The sequence below is a fragment of the Nocardia sp. NPDC047654 genome (genome assembly GCF_043205035.1).
GTDB lineage: Bacteria > Actinomycetota > Actinomycetes > Mycobacteriales > Mycobacteriaceae > Nocardia.
In genome coordinates, this window is the sequence record NZ_JBIDDF010000009.1 from 84516 (window position 1) to 107220 (window position 22705).

At 70.3% G+C, this 22705-nt stretch carries 23 protein-coding genes; 12 read left to right on the plus strand and 11 right to left on the minus strand.

What is annotated here, in order from left to right; genetic code table 11:
• Positions 1–9: 9 nt before the first annotated feature.
• Entirely contained in the window at positions 10–660 is a 651-nt protein-coding gene (locus ACGF7Y_RS22550; RefSeq protein WP_393236550.1) for an enoyl-CoA hydratase-related protein, read from the plus strand.
• A gap of 21 nt (positions 661–681) precedes the next feature.
• On the opposite strand, the gene ACGF7Y_RS22555 is transcribed toward ACGF7Y_RS22550, so the two are convergent.
• The 7 genes from ACGF7Y_RS22555 to ACGF7Y_RS22585 form a co-directional block, all read right to left on the minus strand.
• Positions 682–1761 carry an MBL fold metallo-hydrolase gene (locus ACGF7Y_RS22555; RefSeq protein ID WP_393236551.1) on the minus strand — a complete coding sequence of 360 codons (1080 nt, stop codon included), beginning with the start codon at positions 1759–1761 and terminating at the stop codon, positions 682–684.
• 47 nt (positions 1762–1808) lie between these two features.
• Complete coding sequence (gene mshC / locus ACGF7Y_RS22560; protein ID WP_393236552.1) at positions 1809–3047, minus strand: cysteine--1-D-myo-inosityl 2-amino-2-deoxy-alpha-D-glucopyranoside ligase; 1239 nt, start codon at positions 3045–3047, stop codon at positions 1809–1811.
• Between the two features lie 137 nt (positions 3048–3184).
• Positions 3185–3607, minus strand: a complete 423-nt coding sequence (locus ACGF7Y_RS22565; RefSeq protein WP_393236553.1) for a hypothetical protein — start codon at positions 3605–3607, stop codon at positions 3185–3187.
• Between the two features lie 75 nt (positions 3608–3682).
• Positions 3683–4489, minus strand: coding sequence for an SCO1664 family protein (locus tag ACGF7Y_RS22570; protein WP_393236554.1), 807 nt, complete (start codon positions 4487–4489; stop codon positions 3683–3685).
• A 4-nt stretch (positions 4490–4493) separates the two neighbouring features.
• On the minus strand, positions 4494–5078 hold the full coding sequence (locus ACGF7Y_RS22575) for a DUF3090 domain-containing protein (protein ID WP_063020586.1): 585 nt from the start codon (positions 5076–5078) through the stop codon (positions 4494–4496).
• Positions 5079–5151: 73 nt separating this feature from the next.
• The gene (locus tag ACGF7Y_RS22580) at positions 5152–5910 is read right to left on the minus strand and encodes a histidine phosphatase family protein (RefSeq protein WP_393236555.1); all 759 of its coding nucleotides are present in this window, start codon (positions 5908–5910) and stop codon (positions 5152–5154) included.
• A gap of 16 nt (positions 5911–5926) precedes the next feature.
• On the minus strand, positions 5927–6856 hold the full coding sequence (locus ACGF7Y_RS22585) for an undecaprenyl-diphosphate phosphatase (RefSeq protein ID WP_393236662.1): 930 nt from the start codon (positions 6854–6856) through the stop codon (positions 5927–5929).
• Positions 6857–7135: 279 nt separating this feature from the next.
• Here ACGF7Y_RS22585 and ACGF7Y_RS22590 point away from each other — a divergent pair, with 279 nt between their 5' ends.
• From ACGF7Y_RS22590 to ACGF7Y_RS22615, 6 genes are all read left to right on the plus strand, one after another.
• Positions 7136–8098: an aldo/keto reductase gene (locus ACGF7Y_RS22590; protein ID WP_393236556.1), complete on the plus strand. Its 963-nt coding sequence runs from the start codon at positions 7136–7138 to the stop codon at positions 8096–8098.
• A 10-nt stretch (positions 8099–8108) separates the two neighbouring features.
• On the plus strand, positions 8109–9167 hold the full coding sequence (locus ACGF7Y_RS22595; protein ID WP_393236557.1) for a hemin ABC transporter substrate-binding protein: 1059 nt from the start codon (positions 8109–8111) through the stop codon (positions 9165–9167).
• Entirely contained in the window at positions 9164–10258 is a 1095-nt protein-coding gene (locus ACGF7Y_RS22600; RefSeq protein WP_393236558.1) for a FecCD family ABC transporter permease, read from the plus strand. Before ACGF7Y_RS22595 ends, ACGF7Y_RS22600 begins: the two co-directional genes overlap by 4 nt.
• Before the next feature lie 88 nt (positions 10259–10346).
• Complete coding sequence (locus ACGF7Y_RS22605) at positions 10347–11180, plus strand: heme ABC transporter ATP-binding protein (protein ID WP_393236559.1); 834 nt, start codon at positions 10347–10349, stop codon at positions 11178–11180.
• Positions 11181–11603: 423 nt separating this feature from the next.
• Complete coding sequence (locus ACGF7Y_RS22610) at positions 11604–12884, plus strand: MFS transporter (protein WP_393236560.1); 1281 nt, start codon at positions 11604–11606, stop codon at positions 12882–12884.
• A gap of 111 nt (positions 12885–12995) precedes the next feature.
• Positions 12996–13580 (plus strand): isochorismatase family protein, encoded by a 585-nt coding sequence (locus ACGF7Y_RS22615; RefSeq protein ID WP_393236561.1) that lies wholly within the window; start codon positions 12996–12998, stop codon positions 13578–13580.
• A gap of 205 nt (positions 13581–13785) precedes the next feature.
• On the opposite strand, the gene ACGF7Y_RS22620 is transcribed toward ACGF7Y_RS22615, so the two are convergent.
• Genes ACGF7Y_RS22620 through ACGF7Y_RS22630 form a run of 3 tightly spaced genes read right to left on the minus strand, consistent with a single transcriptional unit; the run spans position 13786 to position 16792 of the window.
• Positions 13786–15879 carry an MMPL family transporter gene (locus tag ACGF7Y_RS22620; protein WP_393236562.1) on the minus strand — a complete coding sequence of 698 codons (2094 nt, stop codon included), beginning with the start codon at positions 15877–15879 and terminating at the stop codon, positions 13786–13788.
• Between the two features lie 16 nt (positions 15880–15895).
• Positions 15896–16429 (minus strand): hypothetical protein, encoded by a 534-nt coding sequence (locus ACGF7Y_RS22625; protein ID WP_393236563.1) that lies wholly within the window; start codon positions 16427–16429, stop codon positions 15896–15898.
• Positions 16430–16435: 6 nt separating this feature from the next.
• A complete protein-coding gene (locus ACGF7Y_RS22630) occupies positions 16436–16792 on the minus strand; it encodes a hypothetical protein (RefSeq protein ID WP_391467908.1) in 357 nt (118 codons plus the stop codon).
• A 151-nt stretch (positions 16793–16943) separates the two neighbouring features.
• Between ACGF7Y_RS22630 and ACGF7Y_RS22635 the strand changes: the two genes are divergently transcribed.
• From ACGF7Y_RS22635 to ACGF7Y_RS22645, 3 genes are read left to right on the plus strand one after another with little or no spacing between them, the layout of a single operon-like run.
• On the plus strand, positions 16944–17957 hold the full coding sequence (locus ACGF7Y_RS22635) for a YncE family protein (RefSeq protein ID WP_393236564.1): 1014 nt from the start codon (positions 16944–16946) through the stop codon (positions 17955–17957).
• Complete coding sequence (locus tag ACGF7Y_RS22640; protein ID WP_245663831.1) at positions 17957–18256, plus strand: DUF5703 family protein; 300 nt, start codon at positions 17957–17959, stop codon at positions 18254–18256. The genes ACGF7Y_RS22635 and ACGF7Y_RS22640 overlap by 1 nt, the downstream gene beginning before the upstream one ends.
• A gap of 4 nt (positions 18257–18260) precedes the next feature.
• The gene (locus ACGF7Y_RS22645; RefSeq protein WP_393236565.1) at positions 18261–19337 is read left to right on the plus strand and encodes a quinone-dependent dihydroorotate dehydrogenase; all 1077 of its coding nucleotides are present in this window, start codon (positions 18261–18263) and stop codon (positions 19335–19337) included.
• 12 nt (positions 19338–19349) lie between these two features.
• Here the strand turns inward: ACGF7Y_RS22645 and ACGF7Y_RS22650 are convergent, their stop codons facing one another.
• On the minus strand, positions 19350–19733 hold the full coding sequence (locus ACGF7Y_RS22650) for a hypothetical protein (protein ID WP_357124762.1): 384 nt from the start codon (positions 19731–19733) through the stop codon (positions 19350–19352).
• Between the two features lie 742 nt (positions 19734–20475).
• Between ACGF7Y_RS22650 and ACGF7Y_RS22655 the strand changes: the two genes are divergently transcribed.
• Entirely contained in the window at positions 20476–21957 is a 1482-nt protein-coding gene (locus ACGF7Y_RS22655) for a carbohydrate kinase family protein (protein ID WP_393236566.1), read from the plus strand.
• Positions 21954–22697 carry a GTP cyclohydrolase II gene (locus tag ACGF7Y_RS22660; RefSeq protein ID WP_393236567.1) on the plus strand — a complete coding sequence of 248 codons (744 nt, stop codon included), beginning with the start codon at positions 21954–21956 and terminating at the stop codon, positions 22695–22697. Before ACGF7Y_RS22655 ends, ACGF7Y_RS22660 begins: the two co-directional genes overlap by 4 nt.
• The last annotated feature ends 8 nt before the right edge of the window (positions 22698–22705 follow it).

The following is a 22705-nucleotide window of genomic DNA, read 5'->3' on the forward strand; positions in this document are numbered from 1 at the left end:
GGAACACCAATGCCCACCCTCGACTATCAAGACAAGATCGCCGTTCTCGATCTGGGCGGCGACGAAAACCGTTTCTCCCCAGACTTCCTCGACCAGGTCGGCGCCCACCTCGACACCGCTGTGGCCGACGGCGCCCAGGGCCTGGTCACCACCGCGAGCGGCAAGTTCTACTCCAACGGACTGGACCTCGACTGGCTCGGCGCCCACGCCGAGCGCGCCGAATGGTACGTCGAGCAGGTGCAGGCGCTGCTGGCCCGCGTACTGACCTTGCCCATGCCCACCGCCGCGGCGTTGCCCGGCCACGCGTTCGGTGCGGGCGCCATGCTCGCCATCGCTCACGACTACCGCGTCATGCGCGCCGACCGCGGCTACTTCTGCTTCCCCGAAGTCGACATCCACATCCGCTTCACCCCCGGCATGGCCGCGCTCATCCAGGCCAAACTCACCCCGAAGAGCGCCGTCGCCTCGATGACCACCGGCCGCCGCTTCGGTGGCATCGACGCCGCGGCCCTCGACATCGTCGACGCCACCGCCGTCGAAGGAGCGGTCACCGACACCGCCGTGGCCATGCTCGCTCCGCTGGGCGGCAAAGATCCCGGCACGCTCGGCGCGATCAAGAACACCATGTACGCCACTGCCGTCGCGGCATTGACCGCCTGAGAGGTGCGCCGCGGTGCGCCGTCACAGCGTGAACGTCAGGCGCTGGGGCCGGATGTAGTCGGCGGGGTCGTGTAATGCGCGCAGTTCCGGTCGTCGTGCCGCGGGGATCTTGTCCAGCTCCGCGCGCAGCGGCGCGTCGTAGGTCGCCGCGCTCGCGGTGAGTCCGGGCAGCCAGTTGTCGTGATGGGACGGTACGAACAGTCCCGGCGACAGTGCCTCGAGGTAGGTGCGGGGATCGCGCAGGCCGTTGCTGATCTGGTTGTAGCCCTGCACGGCGCCGATCTGCACGTCGGTGGCCGGTAGCGCGGCCAGGACGTCGAACACGTGTGATGCGCGTTCGGTGAGCGGCCCGGTCGAGTCGTGCCACACCAGGCGCAAACCCGGTACCCGGAACTGGTACAGCAGCACCCCGCCCTCGGCGTCGCGCAGCCGCGGGACTGCTTGCAGCAGGCCTTCGAGCGTCGGCGGGTGGGTGCGCACGATTCCCGGTTCGGGGCGGGGGAACAACCGTGGTGAGCCGCCGACGGGATCGGGTGGGGTGCGTGCGGAGTGCAGATGCCGGACGACGGTGACCTCGACCGCGCCGACGGTGCAGTCCTCCCGGGTGCCGATCGGGGTGTGCGCGTCACCGTGCGCGACGGTGGGGAACGCCGGGTCGCCGACCTGCGCGGCGATAGCCGCGCAGTGCTCGGCGGTGCCGTGCACGGTGGCGCCGGTGGCCTGCGCGATGCGGCCCGCGTCGCCCGCGTGGTCGAAGTGCCCGTGACCGATGAAGATCGCCGCGGGCGCCAGGTCCGCCAACTGCTGCGGGGTGGCCGGGACGTATCCGGTGCTGGTCAGCCGCGGCACCCAGGCATCGAGCAGGAAAACCGAACCGCCGATGGCCAGGGCGTAGGTGGTGCAGCCGACCCACGACAGCACGACCCGGTCGCTGCGCGGTGCGCCGGTGGCGGGGTCGACGGTGTCGGCGCCGAAGAACCGGGTACGCGCCGCGATCGTGCGTGGATCGGCGGGGTCGGTCGCGGGCCGTAGTCGTCCGGCCGCCAGGGTCGCCAATTTGCCGCCGGGACCGAACAGACCCGCACCGGGAAGCTTGCACACGCGGCTACCCCATCACGGGCGCGGGGATGCGGGCAAGAGGAGCGGTTCTACGGGCGGATACCGAGTAGCGCGTCGACGGCGGTGGCGATCAGCGCCGGCGCGTCGGTGTCCTGGCCGCCGTAGTCGAGGGCTCGGCGGGCCCAGCTGTCGAGCGCGTCGAGCGCCTTGGGGGTGTCCAGGTCGTCGGCCAGGTGCTGACGCATGCGGGCGACGGTGTCGGCGGCCGAGGGGCCCGCCGGGCGGGCGGCGGCGTCGCGCCACAGGTCCAGCCGTCGCTGCGCCTGCTCGAGCAGGGCGTCGGTCCACATCCGGTCCTGGCGGTAGTGCCCGGCCAGCAGGCCCAGGCGGATGGCCGCCGGGTCGACGCCGTCGCGGCGCAGCGCCGAGACCAGAACGAGGTTGCCGCGCGACTTCGACATCTTCTCTCCGTCCAGCCCGATCAGGCCGGCGTGCACGTAGTGGCGGGCGAAGCGGCGCCCGGCGATGAGCGACTCGGCGTGCGCGGCGGAGTATTCGTGGTGGGGGTAGATCAGGTCGCTGCCGCCGCCCTGGATGTCGAATTCCGGGCCGATGCGGTTCAGTGCGATCGCCGAACACTCGATGTGCCAGCCGGGGCGGCCCGGGCCGAACGGGGCGGGCCAGGAGGGCTCGCCCGGACGCGCCGCGCGCCACAGCAGTGCGTCGATGGTGTCGCGTTTGCCGGGGCGGTCGGGGTCGCCGCCGCGTTCGGCGAACAGCCGCTCCATGGTGGGGCGGTCGTAGCCGGATTCGTAGCCGAACTGCTCGGTGGCGTCGGCGCGGAAGTAGACGTCGGGGAATTCGGCGTCGTCGACGATGTAGGCCGCGCCCGAGGCCAGCAGTTTCTGAACGAATTCCACGACTTCGTCGACGGATTCGATGGCGCCGATGTAGTCGCGCGGCGGCACGATCCGCAGCGCGGCCATGTCCTCGCGGAACAGATCGGTCTCCGCGGCGCCCAGCTCGCGCCAGTCCACGCCGTCGCGGGCGGCGCGTTCGAACAGCGGGTCGTCGACGTCGGTGACGTTCTGCACGTAGTGCACGTCGTGGCCCGCGTCGCGCCACAGGCGGTTGACCAGATCGAAGGTCAGGTAGGTCGCGGCGTGGCCGAGGTGGGTGGCGTCGTAGGGGGTGATGCCGCAGACGTACATCGTCGCGGTGGAGCCGGGGGTGACCGGGCGTACCTGACGGTCGGCGGTGTCGTACAACCGCAACGGCGGTCCTGCTCCGGGGACGGTGGGGAGGGCGGTATCGGACCAGGACTGCATGCTTACGAGGGTAAAGGTGTGGTGGGGGTCATCGGTCCCCGGCCCGGTGCCCGCGACCCTCGGGCGGATGCGCCCGCCGGTCGCGACCTGCGTCTTCCAGCAAATCGTGGGATGTCAATGATTTCGGTTTCGCTGAATCAGCTGCCTGCGCGGCGGGTGGGATCGGCGATCGTGTTGGGTGTGATCGCGAACGTGCCGTCCAGCTCGGGGATGTCGGGATCGGTGTCGGCGAGGGCGAGCTGGGTGAATTCGCCGCGGGCGACATCGAACTCGAGTTCGTGATAAGCGACCGTATCGCCCCAGTCCGCGGAAGGCAAAGAGATGAACCGCATGGTGAACCGTCCGGAGTCCACCGAGCCTTCGGTGAGGACGTAGACGCCGAAGTGGTTCTCCCCCGCCGAGCTCAGCCAGTAGACGCCGTTGTCGTAGAGGTGCAGGGCGGTGTCGGGATAGGGCTTCTTGTCGTAGAGGTGCACATAGTGCAGCGCGATGCGGTAGGTCGGTGCGCCGATGACGATCCGCACCGCCGGTGCCGCCCGGTCCGGAGTGGAGTGGGGCATCGCGTCCTCCTCGTCGTGGCGCCGAGCGTTCGAAGCTTCAACTGTGCCAGGAATCCGGCGTGCGCGGCGCCGGGTTCAGAAGGCCGGCCACGGGATGGGGCGGGAGGTGCGCGGCACCGGCATCACCGGTTCGTCGAGCAACTGCTGGGTGCGCTCGATCAACGCGTCGATCTCGGTGTCGGTGATGTGCTCGGCGAGGGTGTCGGCGAACGCGCCCGGCAGCTGCTTGGCGAACGCGGTGATGTCCGCGATCAGGCCGTCGCCGAGGGGTTGGCCGGCCCAGCCCCACAGTACGGTGCGCAGTTTGTACTCGGCGTGCAGGCAGATGCCGTGGTCGACGCCGTAGACCTGCCCGTCGAGCCCTTCCAGCGCGTGCCCGCCCTTGCGGTCGGCGTTGTTGAGCAGCACATCGAGTACCGCTACGCGCTGCAGCCGCGGATCGTCGGCGTGGATGAGTGACACTTCGTTGCCCGCGTCGTCCACCGCGCGCAGCACCTCGCGGAATCCGTCGGGCACCGCGCCCGCGGGGCACAGGTCGATCAGGTCCAGGCGGTCGCCGCGGTCGGTGTGGTTGTCCACGCCGACGACCCAGCGTTGCACCATGCCGATTCCGAAAGGGCCCTCGCGCAGAATGGTTTCGGGGATCACGCCCCAGCCGACGGCCTCGGAGATCAGGTAGGAGGCCACCTCACGCCCGGCCAGGGTGCCGTCGGGGAAGTCCCACAGTGGCCGTTCGCCGCGGATCGGTTTGTAGACCACCCGCAGCGGCGCGTCGTCGGCGGTGTCGTTCACGTCGCAGATCAGGGTCACGTTGCTGGCGGTGCTGATCCGCCCGATCACCGTCAGTTCGCCGCTGTGGAATCCGTCCCCGGTCTCGGCCACCGAATCACTCCTCTAGTTCGGCCGCGCCGAAGATGTCACCGCGCTTGTAGCCGTTGGTGCGCACGCACATGTGCCCGCGTGCCGACAGCGGCTCCCCGCACAGCGGGCACGGCGGGCGGCCCGCCGCGATCACCCGGGTGGAGCGCAGCGCGAATTCGCGGGCCTGGATCGGAGTGAGGAACACCCGCACCGCGTCGGGGCCCTCTTCGGTGTCGTCGAGCACCACCGACTCGTCGACCTCGGTCTCGGTGATCGCCAGCAGTTCCACCACCACCGCCCCGGCGTCGGCGTCCCAGCCCAGGCCCATGGTGCCGACGCGGAACTCGGCGTCGATCGGGGTGAGCAGGGGCGCGTTGTCGCTGACGTCCTCGGCCTGCGGGGGCACTTCCGCGCCGAAGCGGCGCGCGACCTCGTCCAGCAGCAGACCCATCCGGTCGGCGAGGACCTTGACCTGCTGCTTTTCCAGCAGCACGCTGACCACGCGCGGCTCCTGCACCGCCTGCAGATAGAACGCGCGATCGCCCGGCTCACCGACGGTCCCGGCGACGAAACGATCGGGGGTGCGGAATACATGGATTGCGCGTGACACATGCACCTCCTGATACGTGACCCTGATCGACTACCCGCGGTGCGGGGATTCCATACAACGACCGCTCGGTTGTTTACAAGGAATCTCGACGCTCCGCATTCCCATTATCCGCACTGCCGGTATTGCCGAGCTCGCCACCGGGGACTGGCCCGGAGGTCTCCGGTCCGGGCGCTGCCGAGGTCGCTGCCGGGCGTTGCGCGCCGGCCGCGGCGAGGGCCGACAGGTCGGCGCCGGTGTCGTTGAGCCGCCATACGTAGGGCGCGGTCGGGGTGTAGCGCACGACGCTGATCGAGGCGGGTTCCACGACGATGCGCTGGAAGCCGTCGAGGTGAATGCCCAGCGCGTCGGCGAGGACCGACTTGATCACGTCCCCGTGCGTGCACGCCACCCACAGCGCGTCGCGGCCGTGCTGCTCGGCCAGGGCGCGGTCGTGGTCGCGGATCGCGGCGACCGCGCGCGCCTGCACCTGCGCCAGACCCTCCCCGCCGGGGAACACCGCGCCGGAGGCGTGGCGCTGCACGACTTTCCACAGCGGTTCTTCCAGCAGTTCGGCGATGGGGCGGCCGGTCCACTCGCCGTAGTCCACCTCGAGCAGCCGGTCGTCGAATACCGGTTCCAGCCCGAACTTTTCCGCCAGCGGTGCGATCGTGCGCTGACAGCGCAGCAGCGGGGAGTGCACGATGCGTTCGATCGGCAGCCCGGCCAGGCGTTCGGCCACGGCCCTCGCCTGCTCCTCGCCGCGCTCGGTGAGTTCGACGCCGGTGCTGCGACCGGCCAGGGTGCGGGCGCTGTTGGAGGTCGACACACCGTGGCGCAACAGGATCACCGTCATGCGGCCAGCCTAGCGATCATGTCGCCGAGACCACCCCGCCCGCCAGCAGGCCCATGATGATCGCGCCCAGCACGACGCGGTAGCCGACGAACCAGTACAGCGAATGTCGTGCCACGAAACGCAACAGCCACGCCACCGACGCGTAGCCGACCGCGAACGCCAGCACGGTGGCCACCAGCAGTTGCGGCCCACTGGCGTTGAGGCCCTCACCAGCGGGTTCGAACGCGTCCGGCAGGCTGAACAGGCCCGAGGCGGTCACGGCGGGGATGGCGAGCAGGAACGAAAACCGCACGGCCGCTTCGCGCTCCAAGCCCAGGAACAGGCCCGCGGTCGAGGTCGCTCCCGAGCGCGAGACACCGGGGACCAACGCCAGGCATTGCGCGAAACCCATGGCCAGGCCGTCGCGGGTGGTCAGTTGCTCGATCGAGCGTTCCTTGCGGCCGAAGTGCTCACCGGCGGCGATGACCAGGGCGAAGAAGATCAGCATGAACGACACCAGCCACAGATTGCGGGCGCCGGTGCGGATCTCGTCTTTGAACAAGAACCCCAGCACCCCGATGGGAATGGTGGCGATGATCACATACCAGCCGATTCGATAGTCGAGTTCGCGCTGGGCCTGCTCGTCGAGAACGCGCCGATGGTCGGCGGTGAGGACGGGAAGTTTCGTGGTGGGCTGGTCGTGCAGCGGCAGTTCCCGGCGATCGCGCGCGCCCACCCGCTCGCGCAGACCCGCGAACCAGGCCAACACGATCCGCCAGATGTCCTTGGCGAAGAACACCAGCACCGCGGCCTCGGTGCCGAGCTGGGTGACCGCGGTGAACGAGGCGCCCGCGTCGTCGCCGAAGAAGACTGTCGACACGATGCGCAGGTGCGCCGAGGAGGAGACCGGCAGGAACTCCGTCAGTCCCTGCACCAGACCCAGCACCAAGGCCTGCACCCAGGTCATCGACTCGCCAACCACGAACCATCCTCCAGTTCCGCCCGAAATACGCGTTCCTACCTGGGCATTGGTGCAGCGGTCGGTCGCTTCTCGGTGACTGCCGCCCCAATCTCGCAGCGACAGTACAGTGTCGAGGCGGCGTCGGCGTGCCCGGCTGTGGGGCTGCCGCCACCGGGAGGGTGACGGTTGGCGCGCGCACCGAAGCGCGACCCACTGTGCTGGTGGACGCCCAGTCGCGTATCCACACTCTAGGCTTGGCGCCGTGACGAATGCGCGGACACGGTGATGGAACAGCGGACGGTGGGCCGTAGCGGCCTGCGGGTGTCGCGGATGGGCCTGGCGACCCATACCTGGGGTTCGCACACCGACGCCGAGGACGCCGCGGGGCAGTTGGTGGCGTTCGTGGAGGCGGGCGGCACACTGGTGGACACCTCCCCCGCCTATGCGGGCGGGGCCGCGCAGCGCATCCTGGCCGAACTGTTGGGTGATCTGGTCTCGCGGGACGAGCTGGTGCTCAGCGGGTGCGCGGGGACCGCGCCGTGGGGGTTTCCCCCGGCGGGGGTGCCGGTGCCCGCGCAGGTCACGGTGGATACCTCGCGGCGGGCGTTGCTGCGTCAACTGGATCGCACGCTGTTGGAGTTGGGCACCGATCACCTCGACATCTGGAATGTGGCGGTGTGGGATTCGCGCACGCCGCTCGAGGAGGTGGCCTCGACGCTGGAGCAGGCGGTGCGCTCGGGCCGGGTGCGGTACGCGGGGGTGCGCGGGTTCGGGGCCTGGCAGCTGGCCAGCCTGGCCGCGGTGGCGCCGGTGACCGCGGCGCAGACGCCGTATTCGCTGCTGGCGCGGGGTGCCGAAGCCGATGTGGTGCCGGCGGCGCGGTTCCACGGGGTCGGGGTGATCGCCTCGGCGCCGTTGGCGGGCGGCATCTTGACCGGCAAGTATCGCGACGGTGTTCCCGCCGATTCCCGGGGCGCCGACGAGGCGACCGCGGCGGAGATCCGCAGTGGTCTCGACGAGCGCGCCACCCGGGTGGTGGATGCGCTGGTGACCGCCGCGGACGGGCTGGGTACCTCGCCGCTGGCGGTGGCGCTGGCCTGGATCCGGGACCGGCCCGGCATCGCGAGCATGATCGTCGGCGCCCGTGATATCGGGCAGCTCACCGGCGTGCTGGCCGCGGAGACCCTGGAGCTGCCGCGGGCGATCGCCGCGGCCCTCGACGACGTCAGTGCGCGCGCCGCGGATTAGCCTTGCCTGCATGAGCACTGCAGCGACCGGGGGTGGGCGTGGGAACCGAGTCCGAACCGGGTGGTGGCGTGGGCTCGCGGCCCTGTTCGCGGCGAGCCTGCTGGCCGGGTCGGTCGCGTGTGCCACGGACGCCGGTTCCTCGCACGGCGGGCACGGGCCGACGACGGCGACGTTGAGCGATCTGGATCCGGTGCCGATCGGGCCGGAGCCCGCGCCCGCGCTGCCGGTGACCGTGCGGTCGTTCGACGGCGCCGAGGTGACCGTCGCCGATGCCTCCCGCATCATCGCCGTGGACCGTTACGGCACCCTCGCCCAGATCGTGTACGCGCTCGGGTTGGGGCCCAAGCTGGTGGGGCGCAGTACGTCGGCGGCGTTTCCGGCGGTGCGGGAGGTGCCGAACGTGGCCGGGGGCAACGGGTCGCTGAATGTGGAGTCGGTGCTGGCGATGCGGCCGTCGGTGTTCTTGACCGACACCACCAGCGCCGCGCCCGCGGTGCGTGAGCAGTTGCGCGCGGCCGGTGTCACGGTGGTCTATTTCGACCCGGAGCGCACCATGGACGGGGTGGGGCCGCAGATCGAGGCGGTCGCGGCCGCGTTGGGTGTGCCGGAGCGGGGGCAGGCGCTGGCGCGGCGCACCCGCGACGAGATCGCCGCCGCGAGTGCCGCGGTGCCCGCGCAGGATCCTCGGTTGACCATCGCGTTCCTGTATCTGCGGTCGAGCGCGATCACGATGCTCGCCGGTCCGGGGTCGGGTGCGGATGCGTTGATCGCGGCGCTGGGTGCGCGGGACGCGGGCGCGGTCGCCGGGGTGACCGAGCCGTTCACCGCGATCACCAGTGAGGCGATGATCGGTGCGGCGCCGGATGTGCTGTTGGTGATGTCGGACGGGTTGAAGTCCGTCGGTGGGGTGGAGGGGTTGCAGAAGGTGCCCGGTATCGCGCAGACCCCGGCCGGACGCGACCGGCGTGTGGTGGACATGTCCGATGCGGTGTTGTTGAGTTTCGGCCCCAACACCGGCCGGGTGATCGCGGCGCTGAGCGCGGCGGTGTACGGCACCGGGCACGCATGAGTGTTTCGCAGACCGACGCGGCGCGGCCGCCGGTGACGCCGGTGCCGAAGTCGCGTAGCCGTTCGCGGGTGGTGCTGGTGTTCGCGGTCGCGGTGGCCGGGTTGGTGGCGTTGGCGTTGGCGTCGGCGGCGATCGGGCAGGTGCCGACGACGCCCGTCGAGGTGGCGGGCAGTGTGCTGCACCGGATCGGGTGGGACATCGGGCCGGTGCCCGCCCATCCCTCGGGTGAGGTGACGCTGTGGCAGGTGCGGTTCCCGCGGGTGGTGCTGGCGATGCTGGTCGGGGCGGCGCTGGCGACAGCGGGTGCGTTGTTGCAGGGTGTGTTCGCCAACCCTTTGGCCGAGCCGGGGGTGATCGGGGTGTCGGCGGGGGCGGCGGTCGGCGCGGGCACGGTCATCGTGGTGGGCGGGGCGTTCGTGGCGGCCTGGTCGGTGGCGGCGGCGGCGTTCGTCGCGGGGCTGGCGACCACGTCGCTGGTGTATCTGCTGGCGCGCTCGGGCGGGCGCACCGAGGTCGTGACGCTGGTGCTCACCGGTGTGGCGATCAACGCGTTCGCGGGCGGGTTGATCGCGCTGCTGCTGTTCGTGGCCTCCCCCGCCGCCCGCGATCAGATCGTGTTCTGGCAGCTGGGTTCGCTGAACGGGGCCACGTGGGAGTCGGTGGGTGTGGTGGCGCCGCTGACCGCGGTCGGTGTCGCCGCCGCGGTGCTGTTGGCGCCGCGGCTGGATCTGCTGGCGCTCGGTGAGTCGGCGGCCCGTCACCTGGGTGTCGACGTGGAGCGTTTGCGGCGCAATGTGATCGTGGTGGTGGCGGTGCTGGCCACCGCCGGGGTCGCGTTCACCGGCATCATCCTGTTCGTCGGGTTGATCGTGCCGCACCTGGTGCGGATGCTGGTCGGGCCCGCGCACCGGGTGCTGATCCCCCTGAGCGCCGTCGTCGGCGCGGTGGTGCTGCTGGCCGCCGACGTCACCGCCCGCTCCCTGGTCGACAACGCCGACCTGCCCTTGGGCATGCTCACCTCCCTGATCGGCGGTCCCGTCTTCTTCTGGCTGCTGCGCCGCACCCGGGCCCGCTCCGGAGGCTGGGCATGACCGTCCCTCTCGTGGGTGTGGCACATGGCTGCGGTGCACGCCGGGAAGCTTTCTCGATGGTGTGCCGTTGGTGGCCGGGAGGTGTGGGGTGAGTGTGTTGCGGACGGTGCACGAGTTGCCGGGGTGGCCGCGCAGCGGGGAGGCGACGGTGCGCGCGGCGGGGGTGAGCGTGGACCGTCGCAGCGGAGGGCAGGCGCGGCGGGTGCTCGACGGCATCGACTTCGAAGCGGTCGCGGGGCAGGTCGTGGCGCTGGTGGGGCCCAATGGCGCGGGTAAGTCGACATTGCTGGCGGCGCTGGCGGGCGAATTGACGCCCAGCGCGGGATCGGTGGAACTCGACGGACGGCCGTTGGCGCACTGGACGACCTTGGACATGGCCCGGCGGCGGGCGGTGTTGCCGCAGACCCACACCGTCGGTTTCCCCTTCACCGCGCGCGAAGTGGTGGCGATGGGCCGCGCGCCCTGGGTGCGCACCGAGCGTCGCGAACTCGACGAGGAACACATCGCGGCCGCGATGGCCGCCACCGACATCGAACACCTCGCCACCCGCGCTTTCCCCACCCTCTCCGGCGGTGAACGCGCCCGGGTCGCGTTGGCCCGCGTGCTGGCGCAGGACACCGCCACCCTGCTTTTGGACGAGCCGACCGCCGCCTTGGACCTCGGCCACCAGGAAGCCGTGCTGCGCCTGGCCGCCGCCCGCGCCGCCGACGGTGCCGCGGTGGTCGTCGTCCTGCACGATTTGGGTATCGCGGCCGCCTACGCCGATCGCGTGGCGGTATTGGACGCCGGCCGCATCGCCGCCGACGGGCCACCCCGTGACGTCCTCACCACCGAACTGCTCAGCCGCGTCTACCAGCATCCGGTGGAAGTTCTCGATCATCCGGTGACGGGGGCGCAACTAGTGCTTCCCGTTCGCCGCTGACCCGCGCAGATCGGCCAGCGGGCGCGACGTGTGGTCGTCGCTGCGCACGCGGCGGCGTGGCGGGCGCCGGATCGTCGGTGCTCGGATGCGAGTCGCATGGCCGGTAACCATGTCGGCCGACCTGCTCATTCGGGGTCCGGCTGTGCGCGCCGAACCCAACGAATGTGGCGTCCTCGCTGGTGAGAGTGCCGATGCGGGTTGGCTTACCGGAGCGAACGCCGACGTCGTGGCAGCTTTCGGGACCGGCCGGCGTCCGCAGCGGGATCCAGGGCCGCACGGCGTCGAAATCCATGCGGCAGACCCCTTTTCGCACAACACACGGTTGTGGCTCGCCGCCGGTCGGTTGTTTGATTCCGGCCTCTCGGCCTTGCTTTGATCACTGCTGTCAACAGCGAGTTCTTGGAGCGGGATGGAGGCGATTCGGTGGCAGGACGATCGCTGGGTCGGCAGTTCGGATGGTTGTGGGCGTCCTACGCAGTCAGCGCCTATGGCTCCGGGCTGGGGTTCGGCGCACTACCGCTGATCGCCGTGCTGGTGTTGCACGCCGGCCCGGCTCAGGTGTCCGCGCTGTCCGCGGTGGGGCCCGCGGTGGGTGCGCTGATCGCGCTGCCGCTCGGGCCGTGGGTGGAGTTTCGCCGTAAGCGACCGGTGATGATCACGATGGACCTGGTCCGGTTCGCCGCGATGATGTCGATCCCGGTCGCCTACGCCTTCGGCCGGATCGGTTTCGTCCAGTTGATGGTCGTCTCGGCCGTGGTCGCCGCGGCCAAGATCGCCTTCAATGCGGCCAGTGGCGCCTACCTCAAAGCCTTGGTCCGGCCAGGAGACCTGCTCGTGGCCAACGCGCGGTTCGAGTCGACGAACTGGAGTTCCATCGCCGTCGGGCCGCCGCTGGGTGGGGCGGCGATCGGCCTGTTCGGGCCGGTCACGACCGTGGTGGCCGACGCGATCGGTTACCTGCTCTCGGCGCTGGGGATCGCAGCGATTCGCGGCCGAGAACAACACTCGCAGCGAACCGACAAGCGACAGCCCCGGGCGAGTGAGTTGCTCGACGGCTGGCGGCATCTGCTGGCTCATCCCGGCCTGCGGGCGCTCTACCTCAACCAGCTGCTCGTCAACGGACTGATCATGGCCACCGAGCCGTTGCTCGCGGTGCTGCTGCTGCGCCAGCTCGGATTCCCGCCCTGGCAGTACGGCCTCGCCTTCGCCGCCCCCTGCCTCGGCGGACTCATCGGCTCACGCCTCGCCGGTACTGTCATGGCCCGCTACGGCCACCACCGCGTCCTGCGAACAGTCGGCACACTGCGCGCGGTCTGGTTGATCGGCCTCGCCTTCGTCCAGCCCGGTGTCGCGGGCCTCGCGACAGTGATCGCTGTCGAACTCGCGATCATCATCAGCATGAGCCTGTACAACCCGGTACTGGCCACCTATCGACTCGAGCACACACCCGACGACCGCATCGCCCGCACTCTGTCGGCCTGGTCGATCAGCAGCAGCGCCGCCATCGCCATCCTCAGCGCGCTTGGCGGACTGCTCGCCGACGTCACCAGTCCGCGCACGGCTGTCACGATCGCAGGACTGCTGATCCTCGCGAGCCCGCTGCTGCTACCGCGTCGCGCGGATGCCGCTTCCGTATCCGAGCTTGCGGTGACCACGGCGCATGCCCGACCGCAGGCGGCAGGCGGCTCGCACCGAGCCGAATAGCCCAGCGGCCGACCGCTTTCAGCCTGCGAGCCACGCGACGACAGCAAGGACCGGCTCCGAGCCGCCCATCGGATATCGCGGCCGAGCCGCCGATGCAGAAAGGCACCATTCATGACTGTCACCGCACTCGACTCCTCCAGCGCGCTGGTCCTCATCGACTTGCAGAACGCCGTCATCGACGCGCCCACGGTCCCCCATACCGGCCCTGAGGTGGTGGCCCGGGCGGTCGCGTTGGCCCGCGCCTTCCGCGAGCGCAGCGCCCCGGTCGTCCTGGTGCGGGTCACGGCCCGAGCGGACGGATCGGATGCCGCTCCCGGCCGCAGTGAGATCCCCAGCCGGGCCGGTGGCTTGCCCGAGGACTGGGATGTCATCGTCGACGACCTCGCCGGCCACCCCGACGACATCACGGTCACCAAGCGCACCTGGGGCGCTTTCCACGGCACCGACCTCGACCTGCAACTCCGCCGCCGCGGCGTCACACAGATCGTGCTGGCCGGGCTCACCACCAGTATCGGCGTGGAGTCGACCGCCCGTGCCGCCTACGAACACGGCTACCACGTCACCCTCGCGACCGACGCCATGGCCGATCTGGATATCGAGGCGCACCGCAACAGTATCGATCGGATCTTCCCGCTCCTCGGCGAGACCGGTCACACCACCGAGATAATCGAAATGCTCGCCACGCCCCTCAACTGATCCCCGGGCCGCCGGGGCAGTTGCTCTCGTCCGGGTCGCACGTGGGCGGGGGACGCGCAGCGGGCGCCGAGGTCAGACAGCCGGTTCGACGCTCCGTCGGCCGTAGGCGCGGGTCGTCGGGCCATACCGGTGCTGACACATTGGTGGGTCGCGAAAGCGACGCGGCCGGGGGCGCCGCGCCGCCGACCGCCCAGCCGGACCGGCGTTATCGCCAGATGAGTTTGAGCACCGCGGGTGTCAGCAGCATGCGGATGACGGTGGCGTCCAGGATCAGCGCCGCGATCATCCCGTAGGCGATGTATTTCATCAGCACCAGGTCCGAGAACCCGAACGCGCCGGTGACCACGATGAGGATGGCGGCGGCGGAGGTGATCACGCCGCCGGTGTGGGCGATGCCGTAGCGGATGGCCTCGGGGGCGTCCGCGCCGCCGGTGCGTGCCTCCGAGACCCGCGACAGCAGGAACACCTCGTAGTCGGTGGACAGCCCGAACACCACTGTCACGATCAGCGCCAGTACCGCGAACATCAACGGTCCGGGCGTGAAGTGGAAGATCCCCGCCCCGTGGCCCTCGACGAATACCCAGGTCAGCACACCGAGGGTGGACACGAGGCTGAGTGCGCTCATCGCCACGGCCTTCAGCGCGAGCACCAGCGAGCGGAACGCCGCGTACATCAGCGCCAGCGCCGCGGAGACCAGCAGGGCCAGCAGCAGGGGCAGGCCGTCGAGCAGTCCGTTGATGCTGTCGCGTTCCAGCGCGGGCACACCGGCGACCATCACCGCCACCCCCGGTGGTTCGGGGATGGCGCGCAGCGCGGCGATCACGCGGTCGGCGTCGCGTTTGTCGGTCAGCCCGGCGGCCAGGACGTTGATGCCGTCGGTGGTGGGTGCGGCGGGCTCGAAGCGTCCGGTCAGGCCGGGGATCTGGTTGGCGCTGTAGCGGATGTCGCTCAGCTGCCGCGCGTCGGCGCCGACCACCACCAGTTTCAGCGGTTCGGTGCGGAAACCGGGAAACAGGACGTCGAAACGTTCCTGCGCGACCCGCGCGGAGTTGTCGTCGGCCAGATACCGTTCGCTGAGTCCGCCGAATTCGATGTGGCGCATCGGGATGCTCAGCGCCAGCAGGGTGAGCACGATCGGCACGGCCACCGCCAGGGGGCGGCGCATCGCCCACAGTGCCAGGCGGGAGAAGAATCCGGCGTCGATCTGCGCTTCGGTCTTGCTGCGGGAGAAGCGTTTCCAGCCCAGGAAGTCGATGCGGTGTCCGGCGATGCTCAGCGCGGCGGGCAACGCGGTCACCGACAGCAGTGCCGCGAGCAGGACCGAGCTGATGCCGCCCAGCGGCACCGAGCGCAGCACCCCGTTGGGGAAGATGAACAGCGCGCCGAGGCTGAGGGCGATGATCGCCGCCGAGAACAGCACGGTGCGTCCCGCGGTGGCGACGGTGCGGGCGGTGGCCTCTTCGACGGTGTGGCCCGCGGCGAGTTCCTCGCGGAAGCGGGTGACGGTGAACAGGCCGTAGTCGATCGCCAGGCCCAGGCTGACCAGGGTCAGCACGGCGCTGGCGAAGACGTTGACCTGGATGTGGTCGGTCAGTACCCGCAGCCCGCCCTGGGTGCCCAGGATCGTCATGCCGCCGATGAGCACCGGCAGCAGTGCCCCGATCACGCCGCCGAACACGAAATACAGCAGGATCGCCACCAGCGGCAGGGCGATCATCTCCGCGCGCCTGATGTCGCGTTGCATTCCGGTGTTGATGCCTTCGACGATCGGCTGCAATCCCGCCAGTTGGACGGTCGTGCCGCCGGGGCCGCCGCCGGCGCGTCCGGCGCCGAGATGGTCCTTGATCGCCAGGTAGTTCTCGACGGTCGCGGTGCCCGAGCCGCGTAATCCGACGCTGGCGAAGGCATGGGTGTGGGTGGCGTCGGTGGCCTGGGCGGAGAACGGGCTGTCCCAGTAGCTGTCGATCTTCTGGATGCGGTCGGGATAGGCGCCCAGCAATCCGGCCAGCTGCGCGGTGACCGGTCCGCGCACCGCAGGGTCGTCGACGGTGGCGCCCTCGGGTGCGGTGTAGAGCAGGATCAGGTCGCTGTCGGTGTCGCGGCCGAAGGTGCGGTCGGCCAGTTCGGCCGCGGCCACCGATTCGCTGCTCTCGTCGAACCAGCCCTCCTGGGTCAGCCGCCCGGCCAGGTCACGGCCATACCAGCCGGAGACCAGGACGAACAGCGCGAAGAAGCCCAGGACGAGGAAGCGGTTGCGGTGGACGAACCGCCCCCACCGCAGTGATCCGGAACGGCGCATCGCGTGGCGGTCCCGCTCAGCCGCAGGCCGGGGTGCGGTAGTCGGCCGAGCGCAGGATGCCGCACAGGTCGGTGCGGGAGATCTTCCACTTGCCGTCGACGAGCACGAAGTGCACGACGGTGGTGCGGACCGCGGCGCCGGTGCCGTCCTTGTCCAGGCGCATGGTGGCGGTCAGGGTGCCGTCGTGGTTGTCGAACACCGGGTCGGTCACGCCGTAGACGGCGCGCGGGTTGTCCTGCAGCGCCTTGTACATGTCGGGGATGGCTTGACGGAAGGATTCTCCGTCCTCGATGAGCGCGGTGCGTTCGCTGTCGGGTAGCGCCGGGTCCAGCGCCCGCTTGATCTGGGCGTCCAGGTCGGCGGCGGTGGGCAGCGGCGGGTGGGCGGCGCTGGAGGAGACGGCGATCGAGGACGACAGCGAGGCGTTGGCCGAGGAGCGGGCGGCGTCGACCGCGGCCTCGTCGGCTCCGCTGTCGCACGCGGCGGCGGCCACCGCCAGCAGCAGGCCCGCGGCGGTGAGCGCGGCGCGGGCGAGTCGTGTGTGGGTCATCACTTCCTACATACCTTCGATGACGGAGCTGAGCCGTCCGAGTAGGGCACGCACGGTCGTGACGTCCCGTTCCGCGGCGGCGTCGATCGTCGCGGCGTCGGGGATCATATCCCGCACCAAGGCGGCGACACTGCGTTCGTCGTCGAGGTCGATGTCGGTGACCGTGGCTTCGGCGACCGCGAGCACGTCCTCCGGGCCGGGGACGGCGTCGCCGAGGTCGCGGCGGTAGACCTCCAGGGTCAAGGTGGCGCGGATGGTGCGGAACGCGAAGGGGTGGCCGTCGGCGGTGGTGCCGAAGCCGTGCGCGTACGCGCCGACGGTGAGGTCGTCGATGGCAAATCCCGACGAATGGTCGGCTTTCAACCCGGTTCTCCCTATATCGGACGGTGGGGTCTCCACCGTAACCCTGGTCACCGACATTCCGCTCGAGGCGAACCCGGTCGGTCGGCCGGTTGCGTCATCATGGTCAGATGGTGAGGTTGCGGAAGATTCGTCGGTAGAAGGAGTTCGGTGGATGCGCCCTCGCGCCTTGCTCGTCTCGGCATTCGCGGGTGCGGCGGTGCTGGTGCTGTCGGCCGGATGCTCCTCCGGCCCCGGCGGTCCCGACCTGCCGACCAGGGAGCCGGCCACCGCGGCGCCCGCGCCCGCAGTGACGACGCCGCCGGTCGGGCGGGTGCTGCCCGCCGGACCGGTCGCCGAGCTGGCCGCCGATTCCGCGAGCGGGTTGCTGGCGGGCCTGGACGGCGACGCCATGACCGTCCTCGACCCGGCCGCCGCGCAGCCGGTGGTGCGCACGGTGAGGTTGCCCGAGCGCGCGAGTGGTCTCACGCCGGGCAGGCCGGGTGAGATGCTGGCGGCCGCGCCGGGCCGGGTGCTGCGGGTGGACCTCGCGTCCGGGGTGATCGCCGAGGTGAGCGTCGACGGCGACGTCCGGTCGGTGCGCGCCCGACCGGACGGCGCGTTGCTGGTCGGCACCGCCGACGGCCGCGTGCTGGAACTGGCGCCGGAGGGGAAGGTGGTCGGCACCGTGTCCGGGCTGGTCTCCGCCGACGAACTCGCCGAAGCCGACGGCAAGCTCACGGTGCTCGACCGGCATCAGAGCGCGATCTTCGAGTTCGATCCCGGCGAGCAACGGCCCGGGCTGGCGCTGCGGGCCGGGGACGGGGCCACGCGGCTGATCGGCGACACGCGCGGCCGGTTCGTTGTCACCGACACCGCGGGCGGTGAACTGCTGGTCTACACCGCGGGACCACTCGTGTTGCGGCAGCGTTTCCCGGTAGGATCTTCGCCTTACGCACTTGCCTACGATCAACGGTCCGACACCGTGTGGGTGACGTGCACGCAGCGCAACGAGGTCGTCGGATTCGACCTCTCGACTGGTATACCGAAGGAAGTGGGCCGCTACGCCACCGTCCGGCAGCCGAACGCGGTGGCCGTCGAGCAACGCACCGGAGATCTGTTCGTGGGGTCCGCGACCGGCGACGGTCTGCAACGGATCGGTGCGGACGATCGGAAGAGAGGGCAGTGATGGCTCGGACACCACGCGCGGGCGATGATTCCGCGACATCTGCTGATCCGGCAGCGCACCGGGGGCGCGGGCGCGCGCTGCCCGCGGGCTGGGAAACCACCAGCGACGACTACGAGTACGTGCCGTTGCGGCTGCCGCCGGACGTCACGCGGGTGACCGCGTCCATGCGGCTGGCGATCCAGGCCGAATTCGGGGGCTGGGAACTCTCGCGGGTGCGCGCCTACACCGATGGCAGCAGGCGGGTGCTGCTGCGGCGGCGAAAATCCGCCCTACTACCCCAGCCCGAACCCGGAATGTGAGCCGATGTACGCCCTGCTACTCCGACTGATGTTCCTCCTCGCGCCGGAACGCATCCACCATCTCGCTTTCGCGGCCATGCGGTCGGCCGCCTCGGTCGCGCCGTTGCGCTGGGTGATGGGCAAGGTCCTCGTCACCCGCGATCCGATCCTGCGCGCCGAGGCATTCGGGGTCGAGTTCCCCGCGCCGCTGGGGCTGGCCGCCGGTTTCGACAAGAACGCCGACGGTGTCGATGCCTGGGCGCCGCTGGGGTTCGGTTTCGCCGAGATCGGGACCGTGACCGCGCAGGCGCAGCCGGGCAATCCCGCGCCGCGGTTGTTCCGGCTGCCCGCCGACCGCGCCCTGATCAACCGGATGGGATTCAACAACCACGGTGCGGCCGCGGCGGCCGAGCGACTGCGCGCACGCCGCGGCGGGGTGCCGATCGGGGCGAACATCGGCAAGACGAAGATCGTCGAACCGCAGGCCGCGGCCTCCGACTACGCCGTCAGCGCCGCGCTGCTGGGGCCGCTGGCCGATTTCGTCGTGGTCAACGTCAGCTCCCCCAATACGCCGGGCCTGCGTGATCTGCAGGCGGTCGAATCGCTGCGTCCGCTGCTGCGGGCGGTGCTCGACAGTGTGCGGGTGCCGGTGCTGGTGAAGATCGCGCCGGATCTGTCGGATGAGGACATCGACGCGGTCGCCGACCTGGCCGTCGAACTCGGATTGGCGGGCATCGTGGCCACCAACACCACCATCCGCCGCGACGGTCTGCGCACCGACGCCGCGGCGGTGGCCGCCATGGGTGCCGGTGGTTTGTCCGGCCCGCCGGTCGCCGACCGTTCGCTCGAGGTGCTGCGGCGGCTGTACCGGCGGGTGGGTGACCGGCTGGTGCTGATCTCGGTCGGTGGCATCGAAACCGTCGACCAGGCGTGGGAGCGCATTCTGGCCGGGGCGACGCTGTTGCAGGGCTACACCGGGTTCATCTACGGCGGCCCGTTCTGGATGCGCAGGATCCATCGGGGCTTGGCGCAGCGGTTGCGTGCCGGCGGGTACGGCAGCATCGGCGAAGCCGTCGGCGCGGAGCACAAAGCGCACGCCTGACATCAGCGGGACTCAACCGTGCACGAACGGCGGTTCGGCAGTGCGGGTGCGTCCGCGCCGGGTGCTGTGCCCCGGCGGGGCCGGGTCTCCCTTCGGTCCCAGTTCCCGGCCCAGGCGTGCCGCCATCGCCTTGGCGAGCAGGATCACCGCGTGGTCGCGCAGGATGCCCAGCTGGTCGGCATAGACCTCGACGCGGGCCTGGGTCATGCGGTCGTGCACGGCGTGCGGGTCGCTGAGCAGTTCGTCCAGCGACATCCCGGCCAGTGCCTGCGCGCGGGTCAGCCGCCGGTCCGGCAACCAGCTCAGCCGCCAGGAGTCGGTCGCGTCGGTGTCACGGTAGGCCGATTCCGGGGTTATGTCACTGGTCATCGTCCATTCGGTGGTGTGGATGGTCATCGCGGTCTCCGGTGCAACAGGTGGAGTGAGGCCGGCTCCAGGGTGCTGAGTTCGATGATCACGAATGCCTCTCGTCGTGCATCCGCTGGTGTGGCGCGGTGGTCGCGCCGCACCGTGAATTCCGCCGGGCCTGCGGCCGTGGTGGGTACCCGGGCCGAGGAAGTCTCTCGGCGGGCCGGGTGGTCCGAGGGATGGCTCGGAGGTGTGCGGCAGCCGGGGAAGCCGCAGTCTCGGGCAAGCCGGTGGCTGAAGGCGCGGCTGCGCGTCGATGGGGGTGTGCGAAGTGTTGTCGCGGTCGAGTGCGCCGCGGCTACGGTTCGGCCCGGCAGACGCGCCGCATAGCGGCGTCCGAGGGCAGCTGAGGTGCGTGATCGGCGTACCGGCGGGCCGGGGCGATGACGGGTGCGTTGTCGCGCGGGATGTCCGGCGGCTCGTTCAGTCCATCACCGGCTTCGGCACCAGCTCGATATCGGATCCGGCGGGGCGGTGGGGCCGCCGCCGTCGCGGCTGTCGTATCTGAAGAATCATTCTCGTCACCAGCCCTCCCGATTGCCTGGTGGTGCGATGGGGATCGCCACTTCCAGTGTGGCATTTGCCGTTCCCCGAGCGCAATTGCCGTTGTAATTTGGTAATTGACAATTTCCCGCTGGCTAAACCCGATTTGCGTGGCCAACATGCGCCCGGCACTCCGTGTCGCGCCGATGGAAGGGGTGGCATCGCCATGGTCCCGCAGGATTCGGGAATGGTTGCCGTTCGCAACATCCTCACCCGGTTGTGCAAACGCTCAGGGCTGAGTTCGGATCGGTTGCGCAGCACCGAAATCGACGTATCGCCCCTGCTGGATCTGCTGGCCGTGCGGCAGTACGCGCGGCGCGCGGGCATCGACCGGGAGCAAGCGGTGCCGCCACTGGTGCGCGAGCTGGCCCTGCGATTGGATATCACCGACCGGCTCGTGGTGGATGCGGAGCTGTCGCTGGGTCTGCTGCGCGAAAACCCGCCCGCCGGTGTCGATCCCGGCCGGCTCTACGCCGCGGATCTGGGTGAGCGGCGCGAATACCTCGCCGCGCAGTGGACGGTGCTGCACGAAGCCCTTGGGGTGCAACTGGTTCCGGACACGTTGACGGTGCGTTCGCTGCGCGGGGCTCCCGAGCGCCGGGCGTTCACCGAGCTGGCCACGCGGCTGGCCACGGCCTCGGTGTTCGACGGCGCGCACGCCGTCGACTTCGGCGCGGCTGCCGAAACCTCTGCGGCCGAACCTGATCCGGTGGACACCCGTGGTGTGGTCACCGTGATCGGCGACGCGGTCATCGACCATATATATGTGGTGGACCGGATCCCGGGACCCGGTGGCACCGCGCGCGGCGGCTATCGGCGACATCCCGGCGGCAAGGGGCTCACGCGCGCTGTGGCCGCGGCGCGGCTCGGGTTGCGGGTGCGGTTGATCTCGGCGGTCGGCGACGACGAGGCCGGGGGCCGCATCCTGGAATACCTGCGCAGCGAACGCGTGGAGACCGAACTGGTCAAAGTGGTGCCCTACGCCCCGACCCCGGTCACCGCGGTGATCGTGGCGGGCACCGGCGCGGCGAGCACGATCGGCTGCAAAGACGAGCGAATCCGATTGAGCGCCCAGGATTTACGCAGCGAGGCGATCGGTTCGGCGATCGCCTCGTCGGATGCGGTGCAGCTGACCTTCGAACAACCCACCGGCGTCATCGAGCAGGTCATGGCGCAGTTGCGCGGACTGCCGGACCGGCCGCTGGTGGTGGTGCACCCGGCGCCGCGGCTGGATCGGCCCCAATACCTGTATCAGCACCTGGGTGTGGTGGATTACCTCGTCGGCGGCGACAACGACCTGCGGGCACTGGCGATGTCGCCCGACGGCGCGGCGCCGGACGCGGAACAGACCGCCACCCGGCTGCGCGCGCTCGGAGTCGGCGCGGTCTGCGCGATCCGAGATTTCCGGTGCGCGGTGTGGTCGGAGCAGGTCAGCGACCGCTTTCAGCCGTTTCCGACAGCGCTGCAGGACTCGGTCGGCGCTCACGCCGCCTTCTCCGCCGCCCTGGTATATCGTCTCGTTTCGACGCGCCGCCCCGCCGCACGCAACGACTACGTCTGGGCGACCGCCGCGATGGTGGCGACGCAATCGATCGGGGACGTCCCCGGGTCGATGCCACTGGTGAGTGAGGTCGAGCGAATTTTCAAACTCGCTACGGAGGAGCATTGACCAACGTTGTGGATCCTGCCGACACCGAACATCGGTTCCGTCGCAACGGGCAAGATCTGCGAGTTCGGGTGGTGGAGGTGAACGGGGACGGTGAGCGGGGGCACCTGCTGCTGTTCGGCGCGGTTGCCGACGGCTGCCTGGTGCGGGTGCACTCCCGCTGCCTGTATGGGGAGGCATTGCGTTCGCAGGACTGCGACTGCGGGCCGGAGTTGGACAAGGCGCTGGATCTCATCCAGGCCGCGGGCAGCGGCGTGCTGGTCTATCTGGAGCAGGAGGGCCGTGGGGCGGGACTGATCGCCAAGGCCCTGGGTTACCGGGAAAGCGAGCGTTCCGGCGCGGACACCTTCACCAGCTACGAGGCCCTGGGCTACCCCGCCGATGCCCGCAGCTACGTCAGCACCGCTCGTGCGCTGGCCGAGCTGGGATTGCGTTCGGTGCAGTTGTTGACCAACAATCCCGCCAAGGTGGAGGCGCTGCGCCAGGAGGGGTTGCAGGTCACCGCGGTGCCGTTGCGCACGCGGGCGCTCAGCGAGCGGGCCCGCGACTATCTGGAGGCCAAGCGCACCCGGCGCAAGCATTGGATACCGACCGATGCCGCGCCGTGGGCACTCGACGAGCCGGGCGGCATGTCGGCGGCGGCCGGTGAGCCGCCTGCCGCCGACCCCGTTGTCCTCTCACCTGGTGAGAACTTCCGTTCGCGTCCCGGGCCCGGCTCCGCGCCGGATCTGATCGGTGCCTGAAGGATTGT

What these genes read in the sequence shown, in the direction of transcription:
- ACGF7Y_RS22590 (WP_393236556.1), top strand. Translation starts at nt 7,136, where the DNA reads ATGGAACAGCGGACGGTGGGCCGTAGCGGCCTGCGGGTGTCGCGGATG.
- ACGF7Y_RS22585 (WP_393236662.1), bottom strand. Translation starts at nt 6,856, where the DNA reads ATGACCTGGGTGCAGGCCTTGGTGCTGGGTCTGGTGCAGGGACTGACG.
- ACGF7Y_RS22655 (WP_393236566.1), top strand. Translation starts at nt 20,476, where the DNA reads ATGGTTGCCGTTCGCAACATCCTCACCCGGTTGTGCAAACGCTCAGGG.
- ACGF7Y_RS22595 (WP_393236557.1), top strand. Translation starts at nt 8,109, where the DNA reads ATGAGCACTGCAGCGACCGGGGGTGGGCGTGGGAACCGAGTCCGAACC.
- ACGF7Y_RS22580 (WP_393236555.1), bottom strand. Translation starts at nt 5,910, where the DNA reads ATGACGGTGATCCTGTTGCGCCACGGTGTGTCGACCTCCAACAGCGCC.
- ACGF7Y_RS22615 (WP_393236561.1), top strand. Translation starts at nt 12,996, where the DNA reads ATGACTGTCACCGCACTCGACTCCTCCAGCGCGCTGGTCCTCATCGAC.
- ACGF7Y_RS22600 (WP_393236558.1), top strand. Translation starts at nt 9,164, where the DNA reads ATGAGTGTTTCGCAGACCGACGCGGCGCGGCCGCCGGTGACGCCGGTG.
- ACGF7Y_RS22625 (WP_393236563.1), bottom strand. Translation starts at nt 16,429, where the DNA reads ATGACCCACACACGACTCGCCCGCGCCGCGCTCACCGCCGCGGGCCTG.
- ACGF7Y_RS22640 (WP_245663831.1), top strand. Translation starts at nt 17,957, where the DNA reads ATGGCTCGGACACCACGCGCGGGCGATGATTCCGCGACATCTGCTGAT.
- ACGF7Y_RS22650 (WP_357124762.1), bottom strand. Translation starts at nt 19,733, where the DNA reads ATGACCATCCACACCACCGAATGGACGATGACCAGTGACATAACCCCG.
- ACGF7Y_RS22550 (WP_393236550.1), top strand. Translation starts at nt 10, where the DNA reads ATGCCCACCCTCGACTATCAAGACAAGATCGCCGTTCTCGATCTGGGC.
- ACGF7Y_RS22620 (WP_393236562.1), bottom strand. Translation starts at nt 15,879, where the DNA reads ATGCGCCGTTCCGGATCACTGCGGTGGGGGCGGTTCGTCCACCGCAAC.
- ACGF7Y_RS22645 (WP_393236565.1), top strand. Translation starts at nt 18,261, where the DNA reads ATGTACGCCCTGCTACTCCGACTGATGTTCCTCCTCGCGCCGGAACGC.
- mshC (WP_393236552.1), bottom strand. Translation starts at nt 3,047, where the DNA reads ATGCAGTCCTGGTCCGATACCGCCCTCCCCACCGTCCCCGGAGCAGGA.
- ACGF7Y_RS22565 (WP_393236553.1), bottom strand. Translation starts at nt 3,607, where the DNA reads ATGCCCCACTCCACTCCGGACCGGGCGGCACCGGCGGTGCGGATCGTC.
- ACGF7Y_RS22635 (WP_393236564.1), top strand. Translation starts at nt 16,944, where the DNA reads ATGCGCCCTCGCGCCTTGCTCGTCTCGGCATTCGCGGGTGCGGCGGTG.